Source organism: Shewanella decolorationis (assembly GCF_004354305.1).
GTDB lineage: Bacteria > Pseudomonadota > Gammaproteobacteria > Enterobacterales > Shewanellaceae > Shewanella > Shewanella decolorationis.
Genome location: NZ_CP037898.1, coordinates 894,281 through 914,641, shown reverse-complemented (window position 1 = coordinate 914,641; position 20,361 = coordinate 894,281). Strand labels below are relative to the sequence as shown.

At 49.1% G+C, this 20,361-nt stretch carries 21 protein-coding genes and 1 tRNA gene; 11 read left to right on the top strand and 11 right to left on the bottom strand.

The annotated features are described in order from the left end of the window. Positions 1 to 6 precede the first annotated feature (6 nt). From mltB to lipA, 6 genes are all read left to right on the top strand, one after another. Entirely contained in the window at positions 7 to 1,089 is a 1,083-nt protein-coding gene (gene mltB / locus EYR25_RS04000) for a lytic murein transglycosylase B (RefSeq protein ID WP_023268306.1), read from the top strand. Continuing rightward, positions 1,073 to 1,915 (top strand): septal ring lytic transglycosylase RlpA family protein, encoded by an 843-nt coding sequence (locus tag EYR25_RS03995; RefSeq protein WP_023268307.1) that lies wholly within the window; start codon positions 1,073 to 1,075, stop codon positions 1,913 to 1,915. Before mltB ends, EYR25_RS03995 begins: the two co-directional genes overlap by 17 nt. A 144-nt stretch (positions 1,916 to 2,059) precedes the next feature. Beyond that, positions 2,060 to 3,235, top strand: a complete 1,176-nt coding sequence (locus tag EYR25_RS03990; protein WP_011621779.1) for a serine hydrolase — start codon at positions 2,060 to 2,062, stop codon at positions 3,233 to 3,235. A 121-nt stretch (positions 3,236 to 3,356) separates the two neighbouring features. Then, the gene (gene ybeD, locus EYR25_RS03985; protein ID WP_011621778.1) at positions 3,357 to 3,623 is read left to right on the top strand and encodes a DUF493 family protein YbeD; all 267 of its coding nucleotides are present in this window, start codon (positions 3,357 to 3,359) and stop codon (positions 3,621 to 3,623) included. Positions 3,624 to 3,715: 92 nt separating this feature from the next. Further along, a complete protein-coding gene (gene lipB / locus EYR25_RS03980) occupies positions 3,716 to 4,369 on the top strand; it encodes a lipoyl(octanoyl) transferase LipB (RefSeq protein ID WP_133178623.1) in 654 nt (217 codons plus the stop codon). Continuing rightward, a complete protein-coding gene (lipA, locus tag EYR25_RS03975; RefSeq protein WP_023268311.1) occupies positions 4,366 to 5,331 on the top strand; it encodes a lipoyl synthase in 966 nt (321 codons plus the stop codon). The genes lipB and lipA overlap by 4 nt, the downstream gene beginning before the upstream one ends. A 67-nt stretch (positions 5,332 to 5,398) precedes the next feature. On the opposite strand, the gene rimI is transcribed toward lipA, so the two are convergent. Beyond that, a complete protein-coding gene (gene rimI / locus EYR25_RS03970) occupies positions 5,399 to 5,851 on the bottom strand; it encodes a ribosomal protein S18-alanine N-acetyltransferase (protein ID WP_165953544.1) in 453 nt (150 codons plus the stop codon). Between the two features lie 95 nt (positions 5,852 to 5,946). Beyond that, the gene (locus EYR25_RS03965; RefSeq protein WP_133178621.1) at positions 5,947 to 6,297 is read right to left on the bottom strand and encodes a DNA polymerase III subunit psi; all 351 of its coding nucleotides are present in this window, start codon (positions 6,295 to 6,297) and stop codon (positions 5,947 to 5,949) included. 215 nt (positions 6,298 to 6,512) lie between these two features. Here EYR25_RS03965 and dpsA point away from each other — a divergent pair, with 215 nt between their 5' ends. After that, positions 6,513 to 6,980 carry a DNA starvation/stationary phase protection protein DpsA gene (gene dpsA / locus EYR25_RS03960; RefSeq protein ID WP_011621773.1) on the top strand — a complete coding sequence of 156 codons (468 nt, stop codon included), beginning with the start codon at positions 6,513 to 6,515 and terminating at the stop codon, positions 6,978 to 6,980. Positions 6,981 to 7,063: 83 nt separating this feature from the next. On the opposite strand, the gene EYR25_RS03955 is transcribed toward dpsA, so the two are convergent. The 7 genes from EYR25_RS03955 to EYR25_RS03925 form a co-directional block, all read right to left on the bottom strand. Continuing rightward, entirely contained in the window at positions 7,064 to 8,269 is a 1,206-nt protein-coding gene (locus EYR25_RS03955; RefSeq protein WP_133178620.1) for an acetyltransferase domain-containing protein, read from the bottom strand. Beyond that, a complete protein-coding gene (locus EYR25_RS03950) occupies positions 8,259 to 10,406 on the bottom strand; it encodes a TonB-dependent siderophore receptor (RefSeq protein WP_133178619.1) in 2,148 nt (715 codons plus the stop codon). Before EYR25_RS03950 ends, EYR25_RS03955 begins: the two co-directional genes overlap by 11 nt. A gap of 85 nt (positions 10,407 to 10,491) precedes the next feature. Further along, on the bottom strand, positions 10,492 to 10,782 hold the full coding sequence (locus EYR25_RS03945) for a DUF2946 domain-containing protein (protein WP_165953459.1): 291 nt from the start codon (positions 10,780 to 10,782) through the stop codon (positions 10,492 to 10,494). A gap of 158 nt (positions 10,783 to 10,940) precedes the next feature. Beyond that, a tRNA-Trp gene (locus EYR25_RS03940) sits at positions 10,941 to 11,017 on the bottom strand. A 307-nt stretch (positions 11,018 to 11,324) separates the two neighbouring features. Next, a complete protein-coding gene (locus EYR25_RS03935; RefSeq protein ID WP_133178617.1) occupies positions 11,325 to 12,293 on the bottom strand; it encodes a hypothetical protein in 969 nt (322 codons plus the stop codon). 44 nt (positions 12,294 to 12,337) lie between these two features. Then, complete coding sequence (locus EYR25_RS03930; protein WP_133178616.1) at positions 12,338 to 13,249, bottom strand: 3'-5' exonuclease; 912 nt, start codon at positions 13,247 to 13,249, stop codon at positions 12,338 to 12,340. A gap of 93 nt (positions 13,250 to 13,342) precedes the next feature. Continuing rightward, complete coding sequence (locus tag EYR25_RS03925) at positions 13,343 to 14,269, bottom strand: DUF808 domain-containing protein (RefSeq protein WP_133178615.1); 927 nt, start codon at positions 14,267 to 14,269, stop codon at positions 13,343 to 13,345. A 273-nt stretch (positions 14,270 to 14,542) separates the two neighbouring features. Between EYR25_RS03925 and rpiA the strand changes: the two genes are divergently transcribed. Beyond that, the gene (gene rpiA / locus EYR25_RS03920; RefSeq protein ID WP_133178614.1) at positions 14,543 to 15,202 is read left to right on the top strand and encodes a ribose-5-phosphate isomerase RpiA; all 660 of its coding nucleotides are present in this window, start codon (positions 14,543 to 14,545) and stop codon (positions 15,200 to 15,202) included. Positions 15,203 to 15,309: 107 nt separating this feature from the next. Here rpiA and EYR25_RS03915 read toward each other — a convergent pair whose 3' ends face one another. After that, positions 15,310 to 16,500 carry a class I SAM-dependent rRNA methyltransferase gene (locus EYR25_RS03915; RefSeq protein ID WP_133178613.1) on the bottom strand — a complete coding sequence of 397 codons (1,191 nt, stop codon included), beginning with the start codon at positions 16,498 to 16,500 and terminating at the stop codon, positions 15,310 to 15,312. Between the two features lie 457 nt (positions 16,501 to 16,957). Between EYR25_RS03915 and bufA2 the strand changes: the two genes are divergently transcribed. The 3 genes from bufA2 (at position 16,958) to EYR25_RS03900 (ending at position 19,182) form a co-directional block, all read left to right on the top strand. Then, on the top strand, positions 16,958 to 17,410 hold the full coding sequence (gene bufA2, locus EYR25_RS03910) for a BufA2 family periplasmic bufferin-type metallophore (RefSeq protein ID WP_133178612.1): 453 nt from the start codon (positions 16,958 to 16,960) through the stop codon (positions 17,408 to 17,410). Positions 17,411 to 17,488: 78 nt separating this feature from the next. Further along, positions 17,489 to 18,370 carry an MNIO family bufferin maturase gene (bufB, locus tag EYR25_RS03905; RefSeq protein ID WP_133178611.1) on the top strand — a complete coding sequence of 294 codons (882 nt, stop codon included), beginning with the start codon at positions 17,489 to 17,491 and terminating at the stop codon, positions 18,368 to 18,370. After that, positions 18,367 to 19,182: an HvfC/BufC N-terminal domain-containing protein gene (locus tag EYR25_RS03900; RefSeq protein ID WP_133178610.1), complete on the top strand. Its 816-nt coding sequence runs from the start codon at positions 18,367 to 18,369 to the stop codon at positions 19,180 to 19,182. The genes bufB and EYR25_RS03900 overlap by 4 nt, the downstream gene beginning before the upstream one ends. A gap of 39 nt (positions 19,183 to 19,221) precedes the next feature. Here the strand turns inward: EYR25_RS03900 and EYR25_RS03895 are convergent, their stop codons facing one another. Beyond that, positions 19,222 to 20,355 (bottom strand): endonuclease/exonuclease/phosphatase family protein, encoded by a 1,134-nt coding sequence (locus EYR25_RS03895; RefSeq protein WP_133178609.1) that lies wholly within the window; start codon positions 20,353 to 20,355, stop codon positions 19,222 to 19,224. Positions 20,356 to 20,361: the final 6 nt, after the last annotated feature.

Genomic DNA, 20,361 nt, shown 5'->3' with positions numbered 1-20,361 from the left:
TTTTTAATGCCTATTTTTCGAGCTTGTTTGGCTCCACTGGCAGTACTTTGCCTCAGTTCATATCTCCTTGGTTGCTCGACGGCAAACGAGCCTGCTGCACCCACACCCCCGCCAAGTGCAGCAGTAACGACACAGGCTCTCAGCCCCGTATTAACTGAGGCACCAGTATTACCTGAATCCTTAAAGGCTGAATTTATTAAAACCCAAATGGCACAAGGCTTTACCCAAGCCGAAGTTGAAAGTTTCTTAGCTAAAGCTAACTACAACCAAGCCGTTATCGATGCCATTTCTCGCCCTTGGGAAGCCAAGCCTTGGCATCAGTACTATCCGATTTTCTTAACAGAAAAGCGCCTCAATGCAGGTCTAGCCTTCTGGAAAAAACACGAGGCGACAATAGCCAAGGCCGCGACAAAGTACCAAGTCGAACCACAAATTATTGTGGCTATTATTGGTATAGAAACTTTCTATGGCCAGTACACGGGTAATTATCCGGTAATCGATGCGCTCTATACCTTAGGGTTTTATTACGAGCCAAGAGCCACCTTCTTTCGCAAGGAATTTGGTGAGTTGATGAAGCTGGTAAAAGAAGAACACTTAGATATCAATAGCCTTAAGGGGTCCTACGCTGGCGCCATGGGCTTTGGTCAGTTTATTCCTTCAAGCTATCGCCACTATGCCGTGGATTTTGATGGCAGCGGCAACCGTGATTTGCTCCAAAGTCCAGAGGATGCCATTGGCAGTGTGGCCAATTATTTCCATGAACACGGCTGGCAGTTGCATGCCCCCGTTGCGCTCCCTTTAGTGAATAGCAGTGCCAATGCGCCTAAAGCCAAAGTGTGGGCCGGCGAGAAGTTACACTACAAGGTTTCTGATATTCTCAGCCCAAGTTTATCGCTAGCCACCGCCCGCGATTTAGATGCCTCGCAAAAGGCCATGCTCATCGAGCTGGAACAAGTGGATAGTAAGGACTACTGGTTAGGACTCAATAACTTTTATGTGATCACCCGTTATAACCGTAGCCCTTTGTATTCCATGGCCGTTTATCAATTTAGCCAACAACTGAAGCAACAACATGACGCTAAAAAATAACCTTTTACCGCTCTTGATGCTCGGCTGCTGTTTTGCGCTCGCGGCCTGTTCGAGTTCAAATTCTGGCTCGGCCAGCGAGAAGAACAAGAACATGGATCCCAACAAGGGCCGCTACGCGCTAAAAAACGATAAGATGCCCATAAATCCACCCAACGTGGACCATGTGCCAAACGCGACGCCAAAATACGAGCCCTACAGCCGTCGCGGTAATAAACCTTATACGGTTTATGGTGAGTCCTATACAGTATTAGATTCGGGTGAGGGATTCTCCGAAACAGGCCGTGCCTCATGGTATGGTGAAAAATTCCACGGCTATGAAACATCAAACGGTGAGCCCTACGATATGTATGGCATGTCAGGAGCTCACAAGACCTTGCCTCTGCCAAGCTATGCCCGCGTCACTAACTTAGATAACAATAAGCAGGTGATTATTCGGATTAACGATCGCGGACCTTTCCACTCCGACCGGATTTTAGACTTATCCTATGCCGCCGCGTATAAGCTGGGCATGTTAGGTACAGGTACCGCGCGCATTAAGCTGGATGTGATTTATGTGGGCAATAAGGCTGCGACTCAGTCAGCCATCGCCAGCATCCAATCTTCAGGTAATCACTACATACAATTGGTCGCCTCGAAAGATCAGCATAAGCTAAACAAAATGGCGAAGGATCTGGAGAAGAAATATCAGGTCAAGACCCGTGTACAACCGGCAAACAATATGTTTAGACTACAGCTCGGTCCAATCGGCCAAGCAGAGCTTGCTGACCGATTACTCAATAAAGTGAAACAAGACGGTTATCCCGAAGGCTATATGGTTTTAGAGTAGTGACCGCTCACTATAAGATGTCGATTTAGCTTAAAAATACCCCAGATGAAGGAACCTTCACTGAAAACCTTTGTCGAAGGGTGGTATACTCGCGAAACTATTTTGCCTTTTCTTTCAATACAACCAAAAAGACGTGCTAAGTTAATGATGAATTTTGTAAAAAGTCCCATTAAAACATTGCTGCTAATTTCGAGTGTTTCTCTTCCTGTTTATGCTGCGCAGCCGATTGTTACCCCTGATGCACCTACAGTTGCCGCCAAGGCTTACGTCTTGATGGATTATTACTCGGGCCAAATCATTGCCGAAGAAAATGCCTACGAAAGCTTAAACCCAGCCAGCTTAACTAAGATGATGACCAGTTATGTGATTGGTCAAGAAATCAAAGCCGGTAACGTATCCCCAGATGATGATGTGACCATCAGTAAAAATGCCTGGTCGAAGAACTTCTCTGACTCATCAAAAATGTTCATCGAAGTGGGTAAAACCGTTAAGGTTTCCGACTTAAACCGCGGCATCATCATCCAGTCGGGTAACGATGCCTGTGTAGCCATGGCCGAACACATTGCCGGCACCGAAGGCGCCTTCGTCGACATGATGAACTCATGGGCCAAGCAGCTTGGCATGCGTGACAGCTACTTCGAAAACTCCCACGGTTTAGACTCAGAAAACCACAAATCCACTGCCTACGACATGGCGTTATTAGGTGCTGCGCTTATCCGTGACGTGCCTGAAGAATACCGTGTCTACAGCGAAAAATACTATACCTTCAACGGTATCAAGCAATACAACCGCAACGGCCTGCTGTGGGATAACAGCATGAATGTCGACGGTATCAAAACCGGCCACACCTCTGGCGCGGGTTATAACTTAGTCGCATCTGCTACCAAAGACGGCATGCGTTTAATTTCGGTGGTGATGGGCACCCAGAGTGAAGCCGCCCGTAAAGCCGAAAGTAAAAAGCTGCTGACCTATGGTTTCCGCTTCTTCGAAACCGTCACCCCTTACAAGGCGGGCGACAGCTTCGTGACCCAACAAATTTGGTACGGCGATAAGAGCACCGTCGATTTAGGTGTCGCAACTGATACCCCAATCACCATCAGCCGTGGCCGCGCGAAAGACTTAAAAGCCAACTTCGAACTGACTAAGCCACTGGACGCACCACTGAAAAAAGGTGAAACCGTTGGCCGCTTATACTTCCAGTTAGATGGCAAAGATATTGCGCAATTCCCACTGGTTACCCTGCAAGAAGTCAACGAAGGCAGCTGGTTCAGCAAATTGGTTGATTACTTTAAGCAACTGTTTTCTGGTTGGTTTAGCTAATCCGAATCACAAAAACTAAGCCACCTTCGGGTGGCTTAGTTGTTTTTGGGGGAGTATCGCCCTTGAATCGGGTATAATCGTCACCATATAGTTCCCATTAAAATGGTTATAGAGCACGACTATGTTAAACACGAAATTTGATGAACTCATGGAGTTCCCCTGCGCCTTCCCCTTCAAAGTGGTTGGCGATGCCCACGAAGCCCTGACCGACAGAGTCGTTGCCGTAGTGCAAAGACACGCACCGGGAGACTATTCACCCACGGTTAAGGCCTCGAGCAAAGGTAGCTACTATTCGGTCACTATCCGCGTGACAGTGACCAGCAAAGATCATATTGAGACACTGTACACTGAGCTTGCCGGTATCGAAGGCGTACGCCGCGTACTATAAGTATTCCTCAAGGCCAGAAAATGTGATCTGTCTTACATTTATGGTCAAGAGGCGTATAATAGCGCCACTCAATTCTAGGGGAGAGGTTGCCCTTGCAAGACACCACTTTGCATATTCGGCATCTGGGACAACAGGATTACGAGTCTGTGTGGCATGCGATGCAGCATTACACCGACACTCGTAACGGCGATAGCCCAGACGAGCTGTGGATCGTTGAACATCCACCCGTATTTACCCAAGGCCAAGCAGGTAAAAGCGAACATATTTTGAATCCGGGTGATATTCCCGTGATCCAAGTGGATCGTGGCGGCCAAGTGACATACCACGGGCCGGGACAATTAGTTGTCTACCCTCTCCTCGATATTAAACGCAGCAAGATTGGCGTCCGTCAGCTAGTGACCCATATCGAGCAAAGCATTATCGATATGCTCGCCAAATACGATATCAATGCCTACGCTAAGGCCGATGCGCCGGGCGTATATGTGGATGAGCGCAAAGTCGCCTCTTTAGGGCTTCGCATTCGTAAAGGCTGCTCCTTCCACGGCTTAGCACTGAATGTCGATATGGATCTGGCGCCGTTTCGCCGCATTAACCCCTGCGGTTATGCTGGGCTTGAAATGGTGCAATGCAAGGAACTGGGCGGCCCACAAACCGTGATAGAAGCAGGCGAACAACTCATTATTACCCTTAGCCAACTATTGGGCTACCAACAACTAGTTCATCATCAAGGATTAGCAGCGTCATGAATAGGCCTGAACGTTTACAACCCGGAGTCAAATTAAGAGATGCCGATAAAGTCTCGCGCATTCCGGTTAAAATCGTGCCCTCTGAGCGCGAAACCATGTTACGCAAACCCGATTGGTTAAGGGTTAAATTGCCCGCGTCAAACCAACGCATTCTCGATATTAAGCAAGCGTTACGCGCTAACGGCCTGCACTCAGTCTGTGAAGAAGCATCTTGCCCTAACTTGGCAGAATGTTTTAACCACGGCACCGCGACCTTTATGATTTTAGGCGCAATTTGTACTCGCCGCTGCCCATTCTGCGACGTGGCCCACGGTCGTCCACTCAAGCCCGATGCGGAAGAGCCAGTCAAACTGGCACAAACCATTCGCGATATGAAGCTGAAATACGTGGTTATCACCTCGGTTGACCGCGATGACCTGCGTGATGGCGGTGCCCAGCATTTTGCCGACTGTATCCGTGAGATCCGTAAGCTCAATCCCGAGATTAAGATTGAGATCTTAGTGCCCGATTTCCGTGGTCGTATCGATGCCGCCCTCGACATTCTGTCGACCGAGCCGCCTGATGTGTTCAACCACAACCTTGAAACTGCGCCTATGCATTACCGCAAAGCGCGTCCGGGTGCGAACTATCAATGGTCACTCGACCTACTGAAGCGCTTTAAAGAGCGTCACCCCAACGTGCCGACAAAATCGGGGCTGATGATGGGTCTAGGCGAAACCAACGAAGAAATCGCCCAAGTGCTGCGCGACTTACGTGAGCACAAGGTTGAAATGTTGACCTTAGGTCAATATCTGCAACCGTCTAAATTCCACCTGCCGGTTGAGCGTTACGTGTCACCAGCCGAGTTTGATGAGCTTAAAGCCCTTGCCGATGAGCTTGGCTTTACCCATGCAGCCTGTGGTCCATTAGTGCGCTCGAGCTACCATGCAGACCTGCAAGCTCAAGGTAAAGAAGTGAAGTAACATTCGCTTTATTAACCCCATAAAAAACAGCGCTAATGCGCTGTTTTTTATATCAACTTCGAAAACCTTAAGCCGTTTCGCTTAAGGCTAAATCCATCAAAATCGCATCTTCTTTGCCATCAGCCAAAGGATAATAGCCTTTGCGACGTCCGGTTTCGACAAAACCCCGCTTCTGATAGAGTGCGCGCGCGGCAAGGTTTGATTCGCGAACCTCTAGCATCAGCACCACGGCCTTGGCAGCCTTAGCGCCTTCGATAACCGCCGTGAGTAGCAGATGCCCATAACCTCGTCCTTGTTGTTCTGGCGGCAAACAAATATCTAGCAACGTTGCCTCATCAACAATCTGCTGCACAATCGCAAAGCCGAGTAACTCGCCATCGCGTTGCATTAACCCAAGGACGCGGTACAAGTGGCCAAAACAATCGGCAAGATTATTCTCACTCATAGGATGGGAATGGGCACTCGCTTCAATGCGCGCCATTTGGCTTACATCCGTTGGCGTCAGGAGCACAATTTGCAACGATTCACTCAGGGTTTTAAGAACTTGATGACTCACGGGAAAATCCAAATTAAAAGGTAACTTACGATAATGTATAGGGCACAACCAATAGAGGCTTAGGCCGTTAATTGCTGCTCACGCCACTGGCAGATCTGGGCCCATAAGGCACGCTTTGCCTCACTGCGAGACAGCAAGTCCGCAAGGGGATCCGACACTAACCAAGCCACTCTGGGCCTAACCCTGTGGCGGCGTAAATCCCAAACTATGGTTTTGCCCTTATGTGGCTCAGTGTTGAACTCACAGTCATCCTTACTGATCCAAATTAAGCCAAGGACCGTATCAATCAGTGGCTCAGCGGCAGACGACATATCATCAACGTCCCAAACCACTTGATAAGGTCGCACTTTTGTATCGCGAAGCTGCCAAGGAGTTATCTCCATCGCGGCTAAATAGGCTGATTTATTCATCGGTTATTGGGGTTTCATTAGGCATAGACACAGCCACAAGAATACCAGCTAAATGGGCCGAATGTTATTGCCAAGATATGGTTCATTACTCAAGCCAAATGTTTGCTTATGTTTTAATCTACAAAATCGATTTATAGAATCTATTTTAACCGCTTTAGATGTTTTGCTCATTTGATAAGCTATCTCCATTGAGTAGGACAATAGGAGGAATTTCCATGATTAACATCGGCATCAACCAGAGTCACAGAGAAGAAATCGCCGCTGGGTTAAATCAGTTATTGGCCGACAGCTATAGCCTTTATCTTAAAACCCACAGCTTCCACTGGAACGTCACAGGCCCCATGTTCACTAGCTTGCACTTATTGTTTGAACAGCAATATACCGAGCTTGCCTTAGCGGTCGATTTAATCGCCGAGCGAGTTCGTGCATTGGGCGCAAGGGCCTTAGGCTCCTATTCGGCCTATGCCAAGTTGACCGAAATCCGTGAAGACCAAGGTGTCACTAAAGCTGAAACCATGATCCGTGAACTGTTAAGCGACCAAGAAGTGGTGATTAGAAACGCACGTGCGCTCTATCCCTTGGTTAGCCAAGCCAACGATGAAGCAACGGCCGATTTACTCACCCAGCGCATTCAACTCCATGAGAAAAATGCGTGGATGTTACGTAGCTTATTAAGCGAATAACCCTTTCATCATCCCCAAGCCAAATGGCCGAGCAGTCACGCGCTCGGCCATTTTATTAGGCATTTATCGATGCTAAAGCCAAGTTAGAGATACTTAAGCCAAGCCTGCTGACTCTGTCCTTTGTAACGACTAAACCAACGCACGGGATAATAGAGTAAGGGGATCAAGACTAAGCTTATTAGCCATACCCATCCCATATGTGCTACGCCAAAAAGCTCACCATGATTTGCGCCAAATACCCATTTAGCCAGAGAATACAGCAACAACAGCACATATAAGTGCAAGATATAGAAGAACATAGGCACTGAGCCAAACACTGCTAACCTCTGCCCCATCCAACCTAATACACTGCCTGTCGCAAAATAGCGCTCAAACACCACTAAGCAATAGAACATTCCGCCCAAGGTCACCAACAAAAAACTGAGGGATGGCGGATACTTAGTTAAGTTAAATACCGACATTAAGGTTTGACCTAGGGTATCGCCAAACTGCCAAGGTAGCGTCTCGCCGTAGAGATTGAATCCGCGCAGCAAGCCAAACAGCAGGGCGCAGCCAAGCCCTAGCAATATTAATTTTTGCTGACGCAGCCCCGCATCACTCCCTCGGCCAAATAAGGGGCCAGCCACATAGCCCAATAAAATCACGCCTATCCAAGGTAGCGCTGGGTAACTTATCTTCAGCTTAAGCTCGCCCTCGGCAATCAAATAACCTCGGTCATGCAGTATCGTCCACAGGCTATAGCCCCACTCGTCTGGCGTAAAATGAATAGGCGACAATAGGTTATGGCCAAAGATAATCAATAGCCCGAGTAATGCCATCCACAACCTTGGGAGGTTGATTAATGCCGCAAGGGCCAACATGCTCAGTCCTATCACCCAAATCACCTGCAACCACAGGGTGTGATAATTGCCCATCCATGAGAAATTTATCACCAGCACCTCGAGGGCGATTAAGAATAGTCCGCGCTTGATTAAAAACTCGCGCGCAGAGCGCGGCTCGCCATGATCGCGATTGGCGTAAAGCCAAGCCGAGACCCCAGTTAAAAAGACGAACACAGGCGCACAAAAGTGCGCCGCAAAACGGCTGACAAACAGCGCCCAGTTTGTTGTGCTTAAATCCATTGGGTCACTCACCTGCATATGCAGGAAAAACCGCTCCCGCACATGGTCGAGCAACATAATCAGCATCACTAAGCCGCGCATCATGTCGATGCTATTGATCCGCTGACGCCCTTGCAGTTTAGGCGCAACAGTCGAAGCCTCGGGGGTCACTGTGGTATTAGAACTCATAGCTGACACTCACTTTAACGTTACGTGGCTCACCCGGTACGGCCCACAGCGCCGAGTAGCTGCTGGCGATATAGTGCTCATCCAGCAGGTTATCGACATTGAGCGCGAGACTTAGGTTTTCGCCTAGTCGAGTAGTGAAGAACATTCCAAGTAACTGATAACTCGGTAATTGAAAACTTGGATCGGCCGAATCGCCCAAGCGTGAGTCCACGTAACGCCAACTCAGCCCTAAATGACCGTCGATAGAAAGATCATTTAAGTCCTGTTTGAGAATGATACTGCCCGTGTGTTTTGGCACATTGACCAGCGGACTTCCCGCCGGAATTAACACGCCCCAATCCAGATTCAGGCTGTCGTTCGCCGTGCGGGTATTCAGGTAGGCATAGGACAAGGTCGCTTGTAAGCTCTCAGTCAACTCGGCTGCAATATCCAATTCAATCCCAGTGCTTTTGGCTTCACCAAGGGTCGCCGAAAAGCCGACATTGACGGGATCTGAGGTCAAGATATTGCTCTTTTGCGCATCAAACCAAGCCAAACTGCCATTGACGGGTAGCTCAAACCAAGTGCTGTTGAACTTAACCCCCAACTCGACGGATTTGCTCTCCTCTGGCTCGAAGGGATTACCTGCATAATCAGTGCCTGAAAGCGGTAAAAAGCCTTCCGAATAGGAGCCGTAAACACTTAACGCCTCAGACCATTGATACACTAATCCGACTTTCGGGCTGACTCTGTGATCGTTTTGTTTCGACAGACTCGCGTTCACCTGCTCTGCGATTTCTTGGGAATAACGGTCAAACCTTAACCCTAAATGCAGTTTCCAGTGCTCGGTTAACTCCAATTGATCCTGTAAATAGGCGCCCCAGGCATCTTGAGTCTCTCGGTTTTCATACAGCAGACTCACCTCGGGCTGAACCGCGCCATATTCCGGCGCAAAGATATCGATAGCATAGGCGCCCTTCTGGCCTCGATAACGGTAGAGCCCTGTTTTCAGTCGATAATGATAGGCATCCGTTCCGAGCAATAGATTGTGTCTTATACTGCCAGTATCAAACTGACCGCTGAGTTCGGCCCGCACAGAATGGTCTTCAGAAGCGTAATCTCGATAGCGATGCTGCCGCGTCAGAGTACGTCCATCGTCATATAAGGATTGACGCCCCTTAGCTAATTCAGCATCCGATGAGTAGCCATTTAAACTCGAATCGCGATAGTTATAACCCGCAGTAAGCGACCAATCATCGCTCAACTCATACTCATAGGTAAGCTGATGTCCAGTCGCATCCACCTTAGTTGGCCCATCGTTGGGCTCGCCCAAGTAACGCGAACGGGGCACGGTATTAAAGTCGTTATTGAGCACCACTAAGCCACGGTCAAATAGCTGTTCTTGCTTAAGATATTCAACTTCATACAGGAGCGATGACTTATCCGACAGTTGCCAGCGCAGCGATGGCGTGACGATCTTTTTATCGCTAAACACATAATCGCGAAAACTGTCATGCTCCTGCCAAGCGCCATTGATCCTGAAGGCCAAGGTATCGGTCAGCCCCGAGGTAAAATCTCCTTCTAACCGATATTGATCAAAACTCCCCGCGGAGGCTTTTAAATAGCCCTGCGCCTCGTACTGCGGTTTTTTAGTCACAATATTCACAGTACCGCCAGGCTCCGAGCGTCCATAAAGCGCCGAGCCAGGGCCTTTGAGGATTTCCACATAGGCCACGTTCGATAGATCTCTGTGACCGCTAAAACCTCGGCCACCATTAAAACCATTAATTAAATAGCCCGATGGCATGTTTTCATTCCCAGGAAAGCCCCGTAACGAAAAACTATCCCATAGCCCACCACCGTTGTTTTGCCGCGCGACACTGGCGGAATAATCCAATAAGTCTTGAAAACGCGTCAGCCCAGTATCTTTAATCAGTTGCTCATCCAGCACTGTGATGGCCTGAGGTAACTCCGTCGCAGGCACATTGCCGCGGTAGGCCTGTCGATAATGAATGCTTAAACGCTCGATATCCTCATTCAGTCCAGTGTTATCAGTTTGCAGCGCCTCGGCGGCCAATAGTGGAAGACTTGTATCCAACGCCAATAACGCCACGCCCAGCAGTAATACCGAGCGCTTTTGAATGACATAAGTAGCCATTTTTTACTCCAAAAATAAACAGCATCGGGCACCTTGGTTAAGCCAAGGCGCTCGAAAAATAAGAGAAATAGATAAAAAGCAGGAGTTAGGCTGTTAGCGGCGGCGCGCGGCTATGGAAGTGGCGCCTAAATGGCGTCTTAAAGGAAATAACATCAAACTCAACCGAGATAACGCCCTGTTGAGTAACTTGAAAATCTAGCGGAGAGTATGAGATGGCATGCTGCAATTGGTACTGATGCAAACACAGCGCACAGTGGGCCTTGGTATCATCATTGAGGTGGGAAACACTGTGCACCGCAAACGCAACAGACAGCAACACTAAGATGGCGGCAAGCCATAGTGCTAATCTGCGCCTTGTTTGTATCACAGAGCTCAAACCATACATCCTCAAACCAAAGGGATTGCGATTGTATGTTAGACACAACGAAAGTTGCAAATACCTTTACTTAACAAATGTAAGCAAATGCGCAGGGAAATTTTATCGCGCGAAAAATAAAACGGCTCGCATATTTCTATGCAAGCCGTTGTTTTATTTGGCAGGGGTGGCAGGACTCGAACCCGCAACCATCGGTTTTGGAGACCGCTGTTCTACCAATTGGAACTACACCCCTGTTGACGTGGGGCATTATGCTAAAAGCACTCTCAAAGGTAAAGGACTTTTTATGACAAACTTAATTAACTGAGGAATTTTCAAACAAGTTTGCCATCTACTGTTGATTTAATTGGCATAAAGCTGAAAAAGTCGGCATGTAAGCTCATTGCAGAATGTTCAAAAACCGCTGGCAACGTCGTAAACGGTGAAACCTGATGCACTGTCTATGGCCCAGAAACTTACAAAAGAGTCGTGAAAACACTTTAAAGGATGAATTTAAGCACAGTGCGTACCACGCACTCACTGGCAAATCCCACAGCTAATGGTTAATCATCAAGGGTTGAGATAAAAATCCGCCGCAAATCATTATCCCAAAGCTGGATAATCTTGCGGGTCTTATCCTTATTCCAAAAACACTTACCAAACAGGATAAGCCCTGCGCCCTCTAAATCCCGTCTATCTTCGATATTAAAGCGCTTAAACAGTTTAGTTTTAACGGCCTCAATAGGAATACCTATGTCTTTACTGTCGGCGGGATTAAGCCAAGATAGCGTCGGGTCGCTGTGGGAGATAGTGCCCCAGTACATATGGGGTTTATTATCTGTAGGATCCGCATCGGCAAAATTCACAAACAAATTCTTCGCCCGCCAGCGGTACTTTCGCTCATCATCGGTGTAAACCCAAAGATCCGAAGTCGCCAGATCGGAGCCGCGCAGCAGGCTATGGAGTAACTTTTCTAGCCCTTGGCTCGGAGTACGCTTTGCCGTGATGGCTATCTCGGGCTTATCGGTCGCCACTTGATAGCCAGCTTTAGGCTCCTGCACTGACGCTAATTGCTCGGTATCATTTGCCATTTTACTTTTGGCCCCAACTTCTTGCTCTTGGGAAGCGTTCACTTTGAGCGCTGAGTTAGAGGAGCTCTTATTACTGGGATTGAGCGAAAAATCGATAACCAAGGCATCGGCGTCGAGCAGTTGTTGCTGCACTTCGAGGGCATCTTGTTCTTCACGGGACTTTTGCGCCGACGGATTAAATTCGATGCAATCGTGCTCATGGTAACGGGAGCCAAAACAGGCGGCCTTACCATCCTTAGATGCTTTACGAAAATAGGCTTTGCCGTAGCAGGCGGGACAATATAAATATTGGCGTAAACGCTCAATCTCAGCCTCGGGTAACTGCTGAAACTTGAACACACTGTAGGTGACACTGGCCTGCGCATTAGGGTTGAGTCGTAGTGGCGACGAAGCGTGTTCTGCCGCAGTCTCGGTTGTGAGTACACAAATCGCATCCAACATCTCTTGCTCCCCTAATCCTTATCTTCGCGACCTTATCTTAAGTATTAAGCCGGATGAAAATAGCTCGCGAGTCGCGCGGCTAAACTCGGCGGCAATAAGGGTTTATTACCGACAGTCTTTTTGCCATAAAAACCTTGCAGCTTGTCGATTAACTGCCAAAAACACAGGTTCGCCGCCAATGCATCGAGGGCGGCGTACTGAACTTGCGCTGGGGATAAAGGCACTTGTTGCCAATTCGAGAGGGTAATTTTTTTAGGCTTATCAATGCGTTTATGCAGTAATGCCGCCACCAATTGCCGCGTGCCCATTTCCTTCCCAGCGCCGAGCTGCGCCATCGCCCAATTTAAATCGAGTCGTGGGGATACCTGAATATCCCAATCCCGTTTCAGTGCTTGGCCATCGCCCCTTAATCCAATCCCCACTTTGAGGATCTGCTCATTTTCCAGCAAAGGTTTAAGTTCGGCGAGCCTCTCGCCCAATACCGCCTGCTGAAATAAATAGCAGGTATCGGAGGTCGCCAGTTGCACTAAACTCAAGGGATGTTGAACGCCCGACTCAAAGCTTGCCCGTGTTTCGGTATCAAACCCAAGCACGGATTCACGGCTAAGTTGTTGTAATGCTGCGGTAAGCTTATCGGGCGTGACTAATTCAACATGCATTTCAACCCGCATTTCCTCCCGTATTTCGCCCCTTATATCCACCAGCGACAGTGGCGTAAGGTTTGCCAGCTCAGGATCAGTTAATCGCGTCGTTAAGGCGAGCTTCTGCTGAAACCATTGGAACTTAAGTTGCGAATCGGCTGCCGATAAGTTCCCCGCTTGGGACTCGGCTAACCCAGCTAGATAGTGACTCCCAGCTTTATCCATCGCCGCGATAAGCTCGTCGGCGTGTTCGCCTAATTCCTGTCGCAGCCAAGCCAACTTATTGGGAGAAAGGCAATAACGCATTAATTTCATACTTCGTCCTTAAGCGCTGAAATAATCGCCGCGAGCACCTTCGCACTCGCACAACTCGGGTGAGCTGATCAGCAATAAAGGATCAAAAACGGATCAGCTACGCAGCTTTTGGAATCCCGTCATCAGCAGTACCGCCACCGCGCCCGCTACAATACCAAAGAGCGCGTTAAGTATGCTCGGCATCAGTAACCCAAGTACAGGGCCTACTAGGGCAATGGTTTCCACAAATTGCTCAGCATGGTGAATTTGCTCGCCGACCCAATGTAATCCATGGGTCAGAATACCACCGCCCACCATAAACATGGCAGCAGTACCAATAATGGTTAAGCTCTTCATCAACACGGGGGCCGCGCTAAGCAGGCCAAAACCCAACTTACGATTAAAGCGAGTAAAGCTCGATTCGCCCTGACGCTGGCTCAGATACAACCCCGCATCATCCATTTTTACAATGGCCGCCACCAAACCATAAACGCCTATGGTCATCACAATACCAATAATCGCGAGGGTAAAAAATTGCGTCGTTAGCGACTTATCCGCAACTATGCCTAAGGTGATAGCGATAATTTCTGCCGACAACACAAAGTCGGTGCGGATCGCGCCCTTCACCTTTTCCTTCTCATAGGCCGCCAGATCGCTTATCTCGGGTAAGTCAGATTCGGCCTGCTCCGCGTGTTTATCTTTGCGATGACTATAGCTGTGGTGTAATTTCTCAAAGCCTTCAAAACATAAAAACAAGCCGCCGAACATCAATAAGGGGGTTACTGCCCAAGGAATAAAGGCGCTGATCAACATGGCTGCGGGCACTAAAATCAATTTATTACGAAACGAGCCTAGGGCGACCGCCCAGACCACGGGTAATTCGCGGTCGGCACTCACACCAGTGACTTGCTGGGCGTTTAAAGCCAAATCATCCCCTAACACCCCTGCGGTTTTCTTGGCCGCGACCTTACTCATCACCGCCACATCATCCAAAATGGATGCAATATCGTCGAGTAAGGTTAATAAACTCGCCCCTGCCATACATTCTCCCTTAAACAAATAATGCTGTTTTTATCAATTCTGCTTTCGCCAATTCTGCTTTCGCCATAGTAACTTAGTTAGATTAAGCCCGCATAGAGCATTGTCGTAATCCTAATGAACTTTATCTTAAAGCATTGCCCTTTATACACGGATTAAATCAGTGCGGGCTGCAAGCAAGATCACAGCTACAGTGCAATAGCACCACACACTTTGATGGAAAAGAGTATACTAAGCTCAGAATTTTTTACTCATTTGCCATTACAGGATGTCAACATGACTCAAGATGAAATGAAAAAAGCCGCAGGCTGGGCAGCACTCAAATACGTTGAGAAGGACAGCATTGTAGGTGTGGGCACAGGCTCAACCGTTAACCACTTTATCGATGCTTTGGCGACCATGAAGGCCGATATTGAAGGTGCGGTATCAAGCTCAGAAGCCTCAACTCAGAAGATGAAAGCCCTTGGCATCCCGGTTTATGACTTAAACAGCGTCGATAAATTATCCGTGTATGTCGATGGAGCCGATGAAATCAACGGCCATATGGACATGATCAAAGGCGGCGGCGCGGCATTAACCCGCGAGAAAATCGTTGCAGCTGTGGCTGAAAAGTTTGTCTGTATCGTGGATAACACTAAACAAGTGGATATTTTAGGTGAATTCCCGCTACCCGTTGAAGTGATCCCAATGGCGCGCTCTTACGTGGCCCGAGAACTAGTCAAACTCGGCGGCGACCCAGTGTACCGCGAAGGCGTTATCACAGATAACGGCAACGTGATCCTCGACGTTTACAACCTTAAGATCATCAATCCTAAGGAATTAGAAGATAAGATCAACGCCATCGTCGGCGTAGTGACCAACGGCCTGTTCGCAAAACGCGGCGCCGATGTGTTACTGGTTGGCACCCCTGAAGGCGTGAAAACCTTTACAGCTTAAGGCAAGGTGAGTCAAAAGACTCCCATGTAAGAAACAAAAATGCCGGTGCAACTGCACCGGCATTTTTTATGACCCTCATTTTTTATGACCCTAGGGCTATTAAGCGATTACCACACTCGAGCCACTAAGCCCTTGAGGTAAAAACCTTCTGGGAAGGCGCTGCCAATCGGGTGATCGCTCGCCTGGCTTAAACGCTCGATAAATTGGATCTCACGTTTGGCATCCAAAGCCGCATCGGCAACGATTTTTTGGAACAGATCCGCAGGCATTAATCCCGAGCAAGAGAAGGTCAACAGCACCCCGCCCGGATTTAATAATTGCAGCGCAATCATGTTGATATCTTTATAGCCGCGGCAGGCGCCATTGAGCTGCGACTTATTGTCGGCAAACTTTGGCGGGTCGAGTACGATCACATCGAAGGTTTTACCCTCATCACGGTACTGGCGTAACAGCTTAAACACATCGGCTTCGTTGTAATGCACATTGTCATCATTTAAGCCATTGACTCGCATGTTCAAACGCGCGGTATCGAGGGCAAGCGCCGACACATCGACGTTTTCAATGCTGGCCGCGCCCGCCTTAGCAGCGTACAGACCAAAGGTGCCCGTGTAGCAAAAACAGTTCAGAACCGATTTGCCCTTCACAAACCGGGCAGCGATGGCGCGGTTATCCCGCTGGTCGAGGTAGAAACCAGTCTTATGACCCTTAGTCACATCGACGGCGATTTTGATACCGTTTTCTTCAATAATGACGGGCATTTCAGGCAGCGTGCCATGGAGTAAACCCATGGTAGAGGCTAAGCCTTCTTTCTTGCGGGAATCGACATCTGAGCGCTCGTAAATCGCGCAATCGGGGTACAGTTCGGCGAGCACATCGACAATAGTGTCACGCCATACATCGGCGCCCATGCTCAGCAATTGGCAGACTAACACATTGGCGTATTTATCAATGGTGATACCGGGCAAGCCATCGGACTCGGCGGCAATTAAGCGGTAGCCAGTTAAGCCTTGCTCACGAATAAGATCGTCGCGTCCCGCTTGGGCACGCAGAATACGCCGCTTAAAAAACTCACGGTCAATTTCTTCTTCGCGATCAAAAGTCCAAATCCGCACTTGGATTTGAGACTCAGGAGACCAGGCTCCACGGCCTAACCAATGGCCATCATGGGCAACCACATCGACGGTCTCGCCCGCTTCAGGTTTACCTTTAACGTTGTGGATCCCGTTGGAAAAGACCCAAGGATGACGACGCTCAAGGGACTTTTCGCGACCGGGTTTAAGTTTGATTCTGACTGCCATAGTACCGCCTTAAAAAAGTACCGCCTTGCTAAATTGAACCGCCACAACAAACTGCATTAAGTTCGTCAGGCGCCGTCTTCAAAAAAATGGAAGCGGATAATATACCTAATATCGTTTGAGCGCGAGCCATCTACCATAAACAACGAGCGTCCACCGTCAACCACGCGCGATAGTGCCGCGCTAAGTGATGGCGATCATAGCTTAGTTTTCGCTGCAAAACCCAGTTGTCACAGCCGATTTTTGGCAAATCATCGGGCTGTTTGATGGCAGAAATACCCATTCGCTGAAAGATATTCTCGCCCATTAAGGTCTTTTGCTAGTAACAGGAGTTAACTCAAAGCGGCAAAAGCTCCTGTGTTTACTCATTCGCTTTTTATGCTGCCTATTGGTGTTGTCGTTATAAAAGCAAGCTAATCAACAAGATGACTCATGTAGTCAAAATGCAAAGGAAGATACCATGAATAAGAAAGCCCAAACCGCACTTTCAGGTGCAGCACTTGCTATGGCCATGGCTGGTATGGCAAGCCAAGTCAATGCGGCAGAACCCATGACCAGCGCCGACAGTAGCGATCTCGTCCACTGTTATGGCGTGAATACCTGTAAAGGCCATAACGATTGTAAAACTGCCGATAACGCTTGCGCCGGCCACGCCAGCTGTAAAGGCAGTGGATTTGTGGCTATGCCATCCAAGAGTTGTGGCGATGTCGGCGGCAAAGTGGCCGATGATTGGGTGGGCAAAATCGCCAATACCGAGCTAGTACACTGCTATGGCATCAATACCTGCAAAGGCCACAACGACTGCAAGACCGCAGACAATGCCTGCGCCGGACACGCCAGCTGTAAAGGCAGTGGTTTTGTAGCCACCCCAGCCAAAGCCTGTGGTGACTTGGGCGGTAACGTCGGCGCCTAAGACAAATAGGTGTTTATCGATAAAGAAGCGGTCGGAATGTGGGCCGCTTCGGCCACTCAGCCAACATAAGGTTTATACATGGATAAGCAGAGTCTCACTCACCCCACCCTAGGTTTTGGTTTAGGACTGCGAACTCAACACTTCGATCATGTGCTTAGGCATCAGCCCGAGGTCGACTGGTTCGAGATACTCTCGGAAAACTTTATGGTCGCGGGCGGAAAACCCCGCTATTACCTGAGTGAGATTGCCGAGCGTTATCCGCTGGTGATGCACGGCGTATCTTTATCCATCGGCAGCACAGATCCGCTGAATATGGATTATCTCAAGGCACTCAAACAACTTGCCAATGAAGTGCAGCCCCAATGGATTTCCGATCATATTTGCTGGACCTCTATTCACGGCATCAATAGCCATGACTTACTGCCCCTGCCCTACACCGAAGAAACCGTCAAACACGTGGCCGAGCGCATTGGCATAGTGCAGGACTTTTTAGGCCGCCGCATTCTGATGGAGAACGTTTCCAGCTATTTGTCCTACCAAGATTCCACCATGAATGAATGGCAATTTGTTAACGCGGTAGCCGAGGAGGCCGATTGCCTATTGCTGTTAGATATCAATAACATCTATGTCAGCGCCCGTAACCATCAGTTTCCCCCAGAGGATTATCTGCTGCAAATCGCGCTTAATCGAGTGCAACAATTTCACTTAGCGGGCCACTCGGATTACGGAGACTATGTTATCGACACCCATGACCACGATGTTTGCCCCAGTGTGTGGGAGCTGTATCGGCAGGCATTAACCCGCCTTGGCGGTGTGAGCACTATGATCGAGCGCGATGCCAATATCCCCGAATTTGATGCATTGGAAGCCGAGTTGGCGATTGCCCGCAATATCGCCCGCACTACGTTAGGCGAGTCACATCCTCTGGTTTACAGGCCGCGGCAGGAGACGGTGGCATGAGTCAACTTCGCGAGATCCAACAGCAGTTTATGGATTATCTACTGGCAAGTGCCGCCCAAACGCCGATAGCAGAAACTATAGAGAAATCCTTTAGCGACAAGGTTGCCGAGCAAGGCGGCGTTGGCCGTGATATCCGCATGCAGATTTACGCCAATGCCTATCGCATTCGCTTAATCGAAGTCCTCGATACCGACCATGAAATACTCGGTCTGTATTTAGGCGATGACTTATTCGCGCGCATGGCCAATGGCTATATCGCCCACCAGCCCTCACGTTTTACTTCGCTACGCCAATTTGCCGATGCCCTACCTGACTATTTAGCCAGCGACGCTTTTTTTAGTCAGTATCCGATTATCAGTGATATCGCCAGATTCGAGCGTAGACTACTCAACTCCTTCGATGCCAAGGATGAACAGAGGGCAAGCTTTGCGGCGCTGCAATCCTTACCCGCAGACGCTTGGCCCTATTGCCAACTGCGTTTTCACCCTAGCATGCAGCTATTTGAGTGTGCCAGCAATGCGGTCGAAACCTGGCAAGCCTTAAAGCATCAACAAGTCCCACCCGCGCCCGATTATCAAGGTAAACGCGCTTGGCTACTCTGGCGCGGTAAAAGCCGTTTAACGGAGTTTATCTCCCTTGCAGAATACCAATTAGCCTTGATTCAAGGATTTATTCACGGCGCCAATATTGGCGAGCAATGCGAATTGATGCTGAACTTTTTTGTGCCAGAAGAGGCCATGCAGCAGCTGTTGCAAGCACTGCAAGCTTGGTTTCAATTAGGCTTGATATTGAGTGTTCAGCCGAACAATTAAGGCATCTGCCGCTCTATACACAAGCAGCGGCTCGAACCGCTAGCGCCGCAGTGCCAACTCCACCATCACGGGCGCATGGTCGGTACTATAGGCATCGCGCTCATATTCGGGCCTGACTAAGTGTCTATCACAGGTTTGATAATCCACCACCTGCGCCAAACTGCGGCTATCGCTGGCATCAAACTCATTGGAGAGCAGCACATAATCCAGCACAGATCCTTTAGGGCCATAGTAATGGGTAGGCGCCCTATGCTCCCGGTAATGGACGGCGTTGTCGGCTACATTGGCTTCGATAAATAGCTCATAGGCATCTTGTAATCGATAGTGAGCAAACACTTGTGCTAACGCCGCATCGGATAAATGCCCAAGCCCTGCGGCTTTAATATCGTTACTGTGCAGCGTTTCGCCTTGGAGCGTTAACGCATCCAGCGCGCCTAAGGACAAACTATCGTTAAAATCCCCCATCAGGATCACTGGATATTTGGCACTCTGTCTTCTGGCGAGTATGGCATGGAACAGCAATGCCGCCTCGGCGCCCCGCTGCATGGTCGAGGCCCAGCGACCGAGGGCTTGTTCGGTTAATAGCTTAGTCTCGGCGTGTAACTTAAGATCCGATGGCGCATTTAACGACAAGCCCAAAGGATGCGGCTCTAAGGCTAATCCTGGCCGCTTAGATTTAAAATGCACCACATAGCAATCACAGGGGCCAATCTGCGGCACCGTCACCGTCGCCCGTAACACTTTACGGCTAAAGGCAAATTCGCTCGACAGGCCCATCGCCGCCACTAAGTGCACCTCGGGTTCGATAGCGTGTACCTCAAGGATAGGGAAGCGAGAAGCCAAAGCCACCACAGGGCTTTGGTAGATATAGTCACTGACCAAGGTCGCACTATCGACCACTGCAAAGTGGGTGAGTCCCTGCTGCAACGCAAGCTGGCGTAACGGTTCGGGGCTAAATACCTCCTGAAACCCGACAATATCCGGATGGTGTTGATTCAATAACTCGCTAAACCACTGGCACTTTTTCTGCCATTGGCCGTGGCTATAGATATTCTCAAAGTCGTAAAAGGCTGAGGGCGGCTCAATAAAGTTAAATAGATTCACGGTCGCAATTTTAATATTCGATTGCGTTGCCTCGGTCGAACTCGACAATTCTGGGGAATGCTGCGCCACGGTATT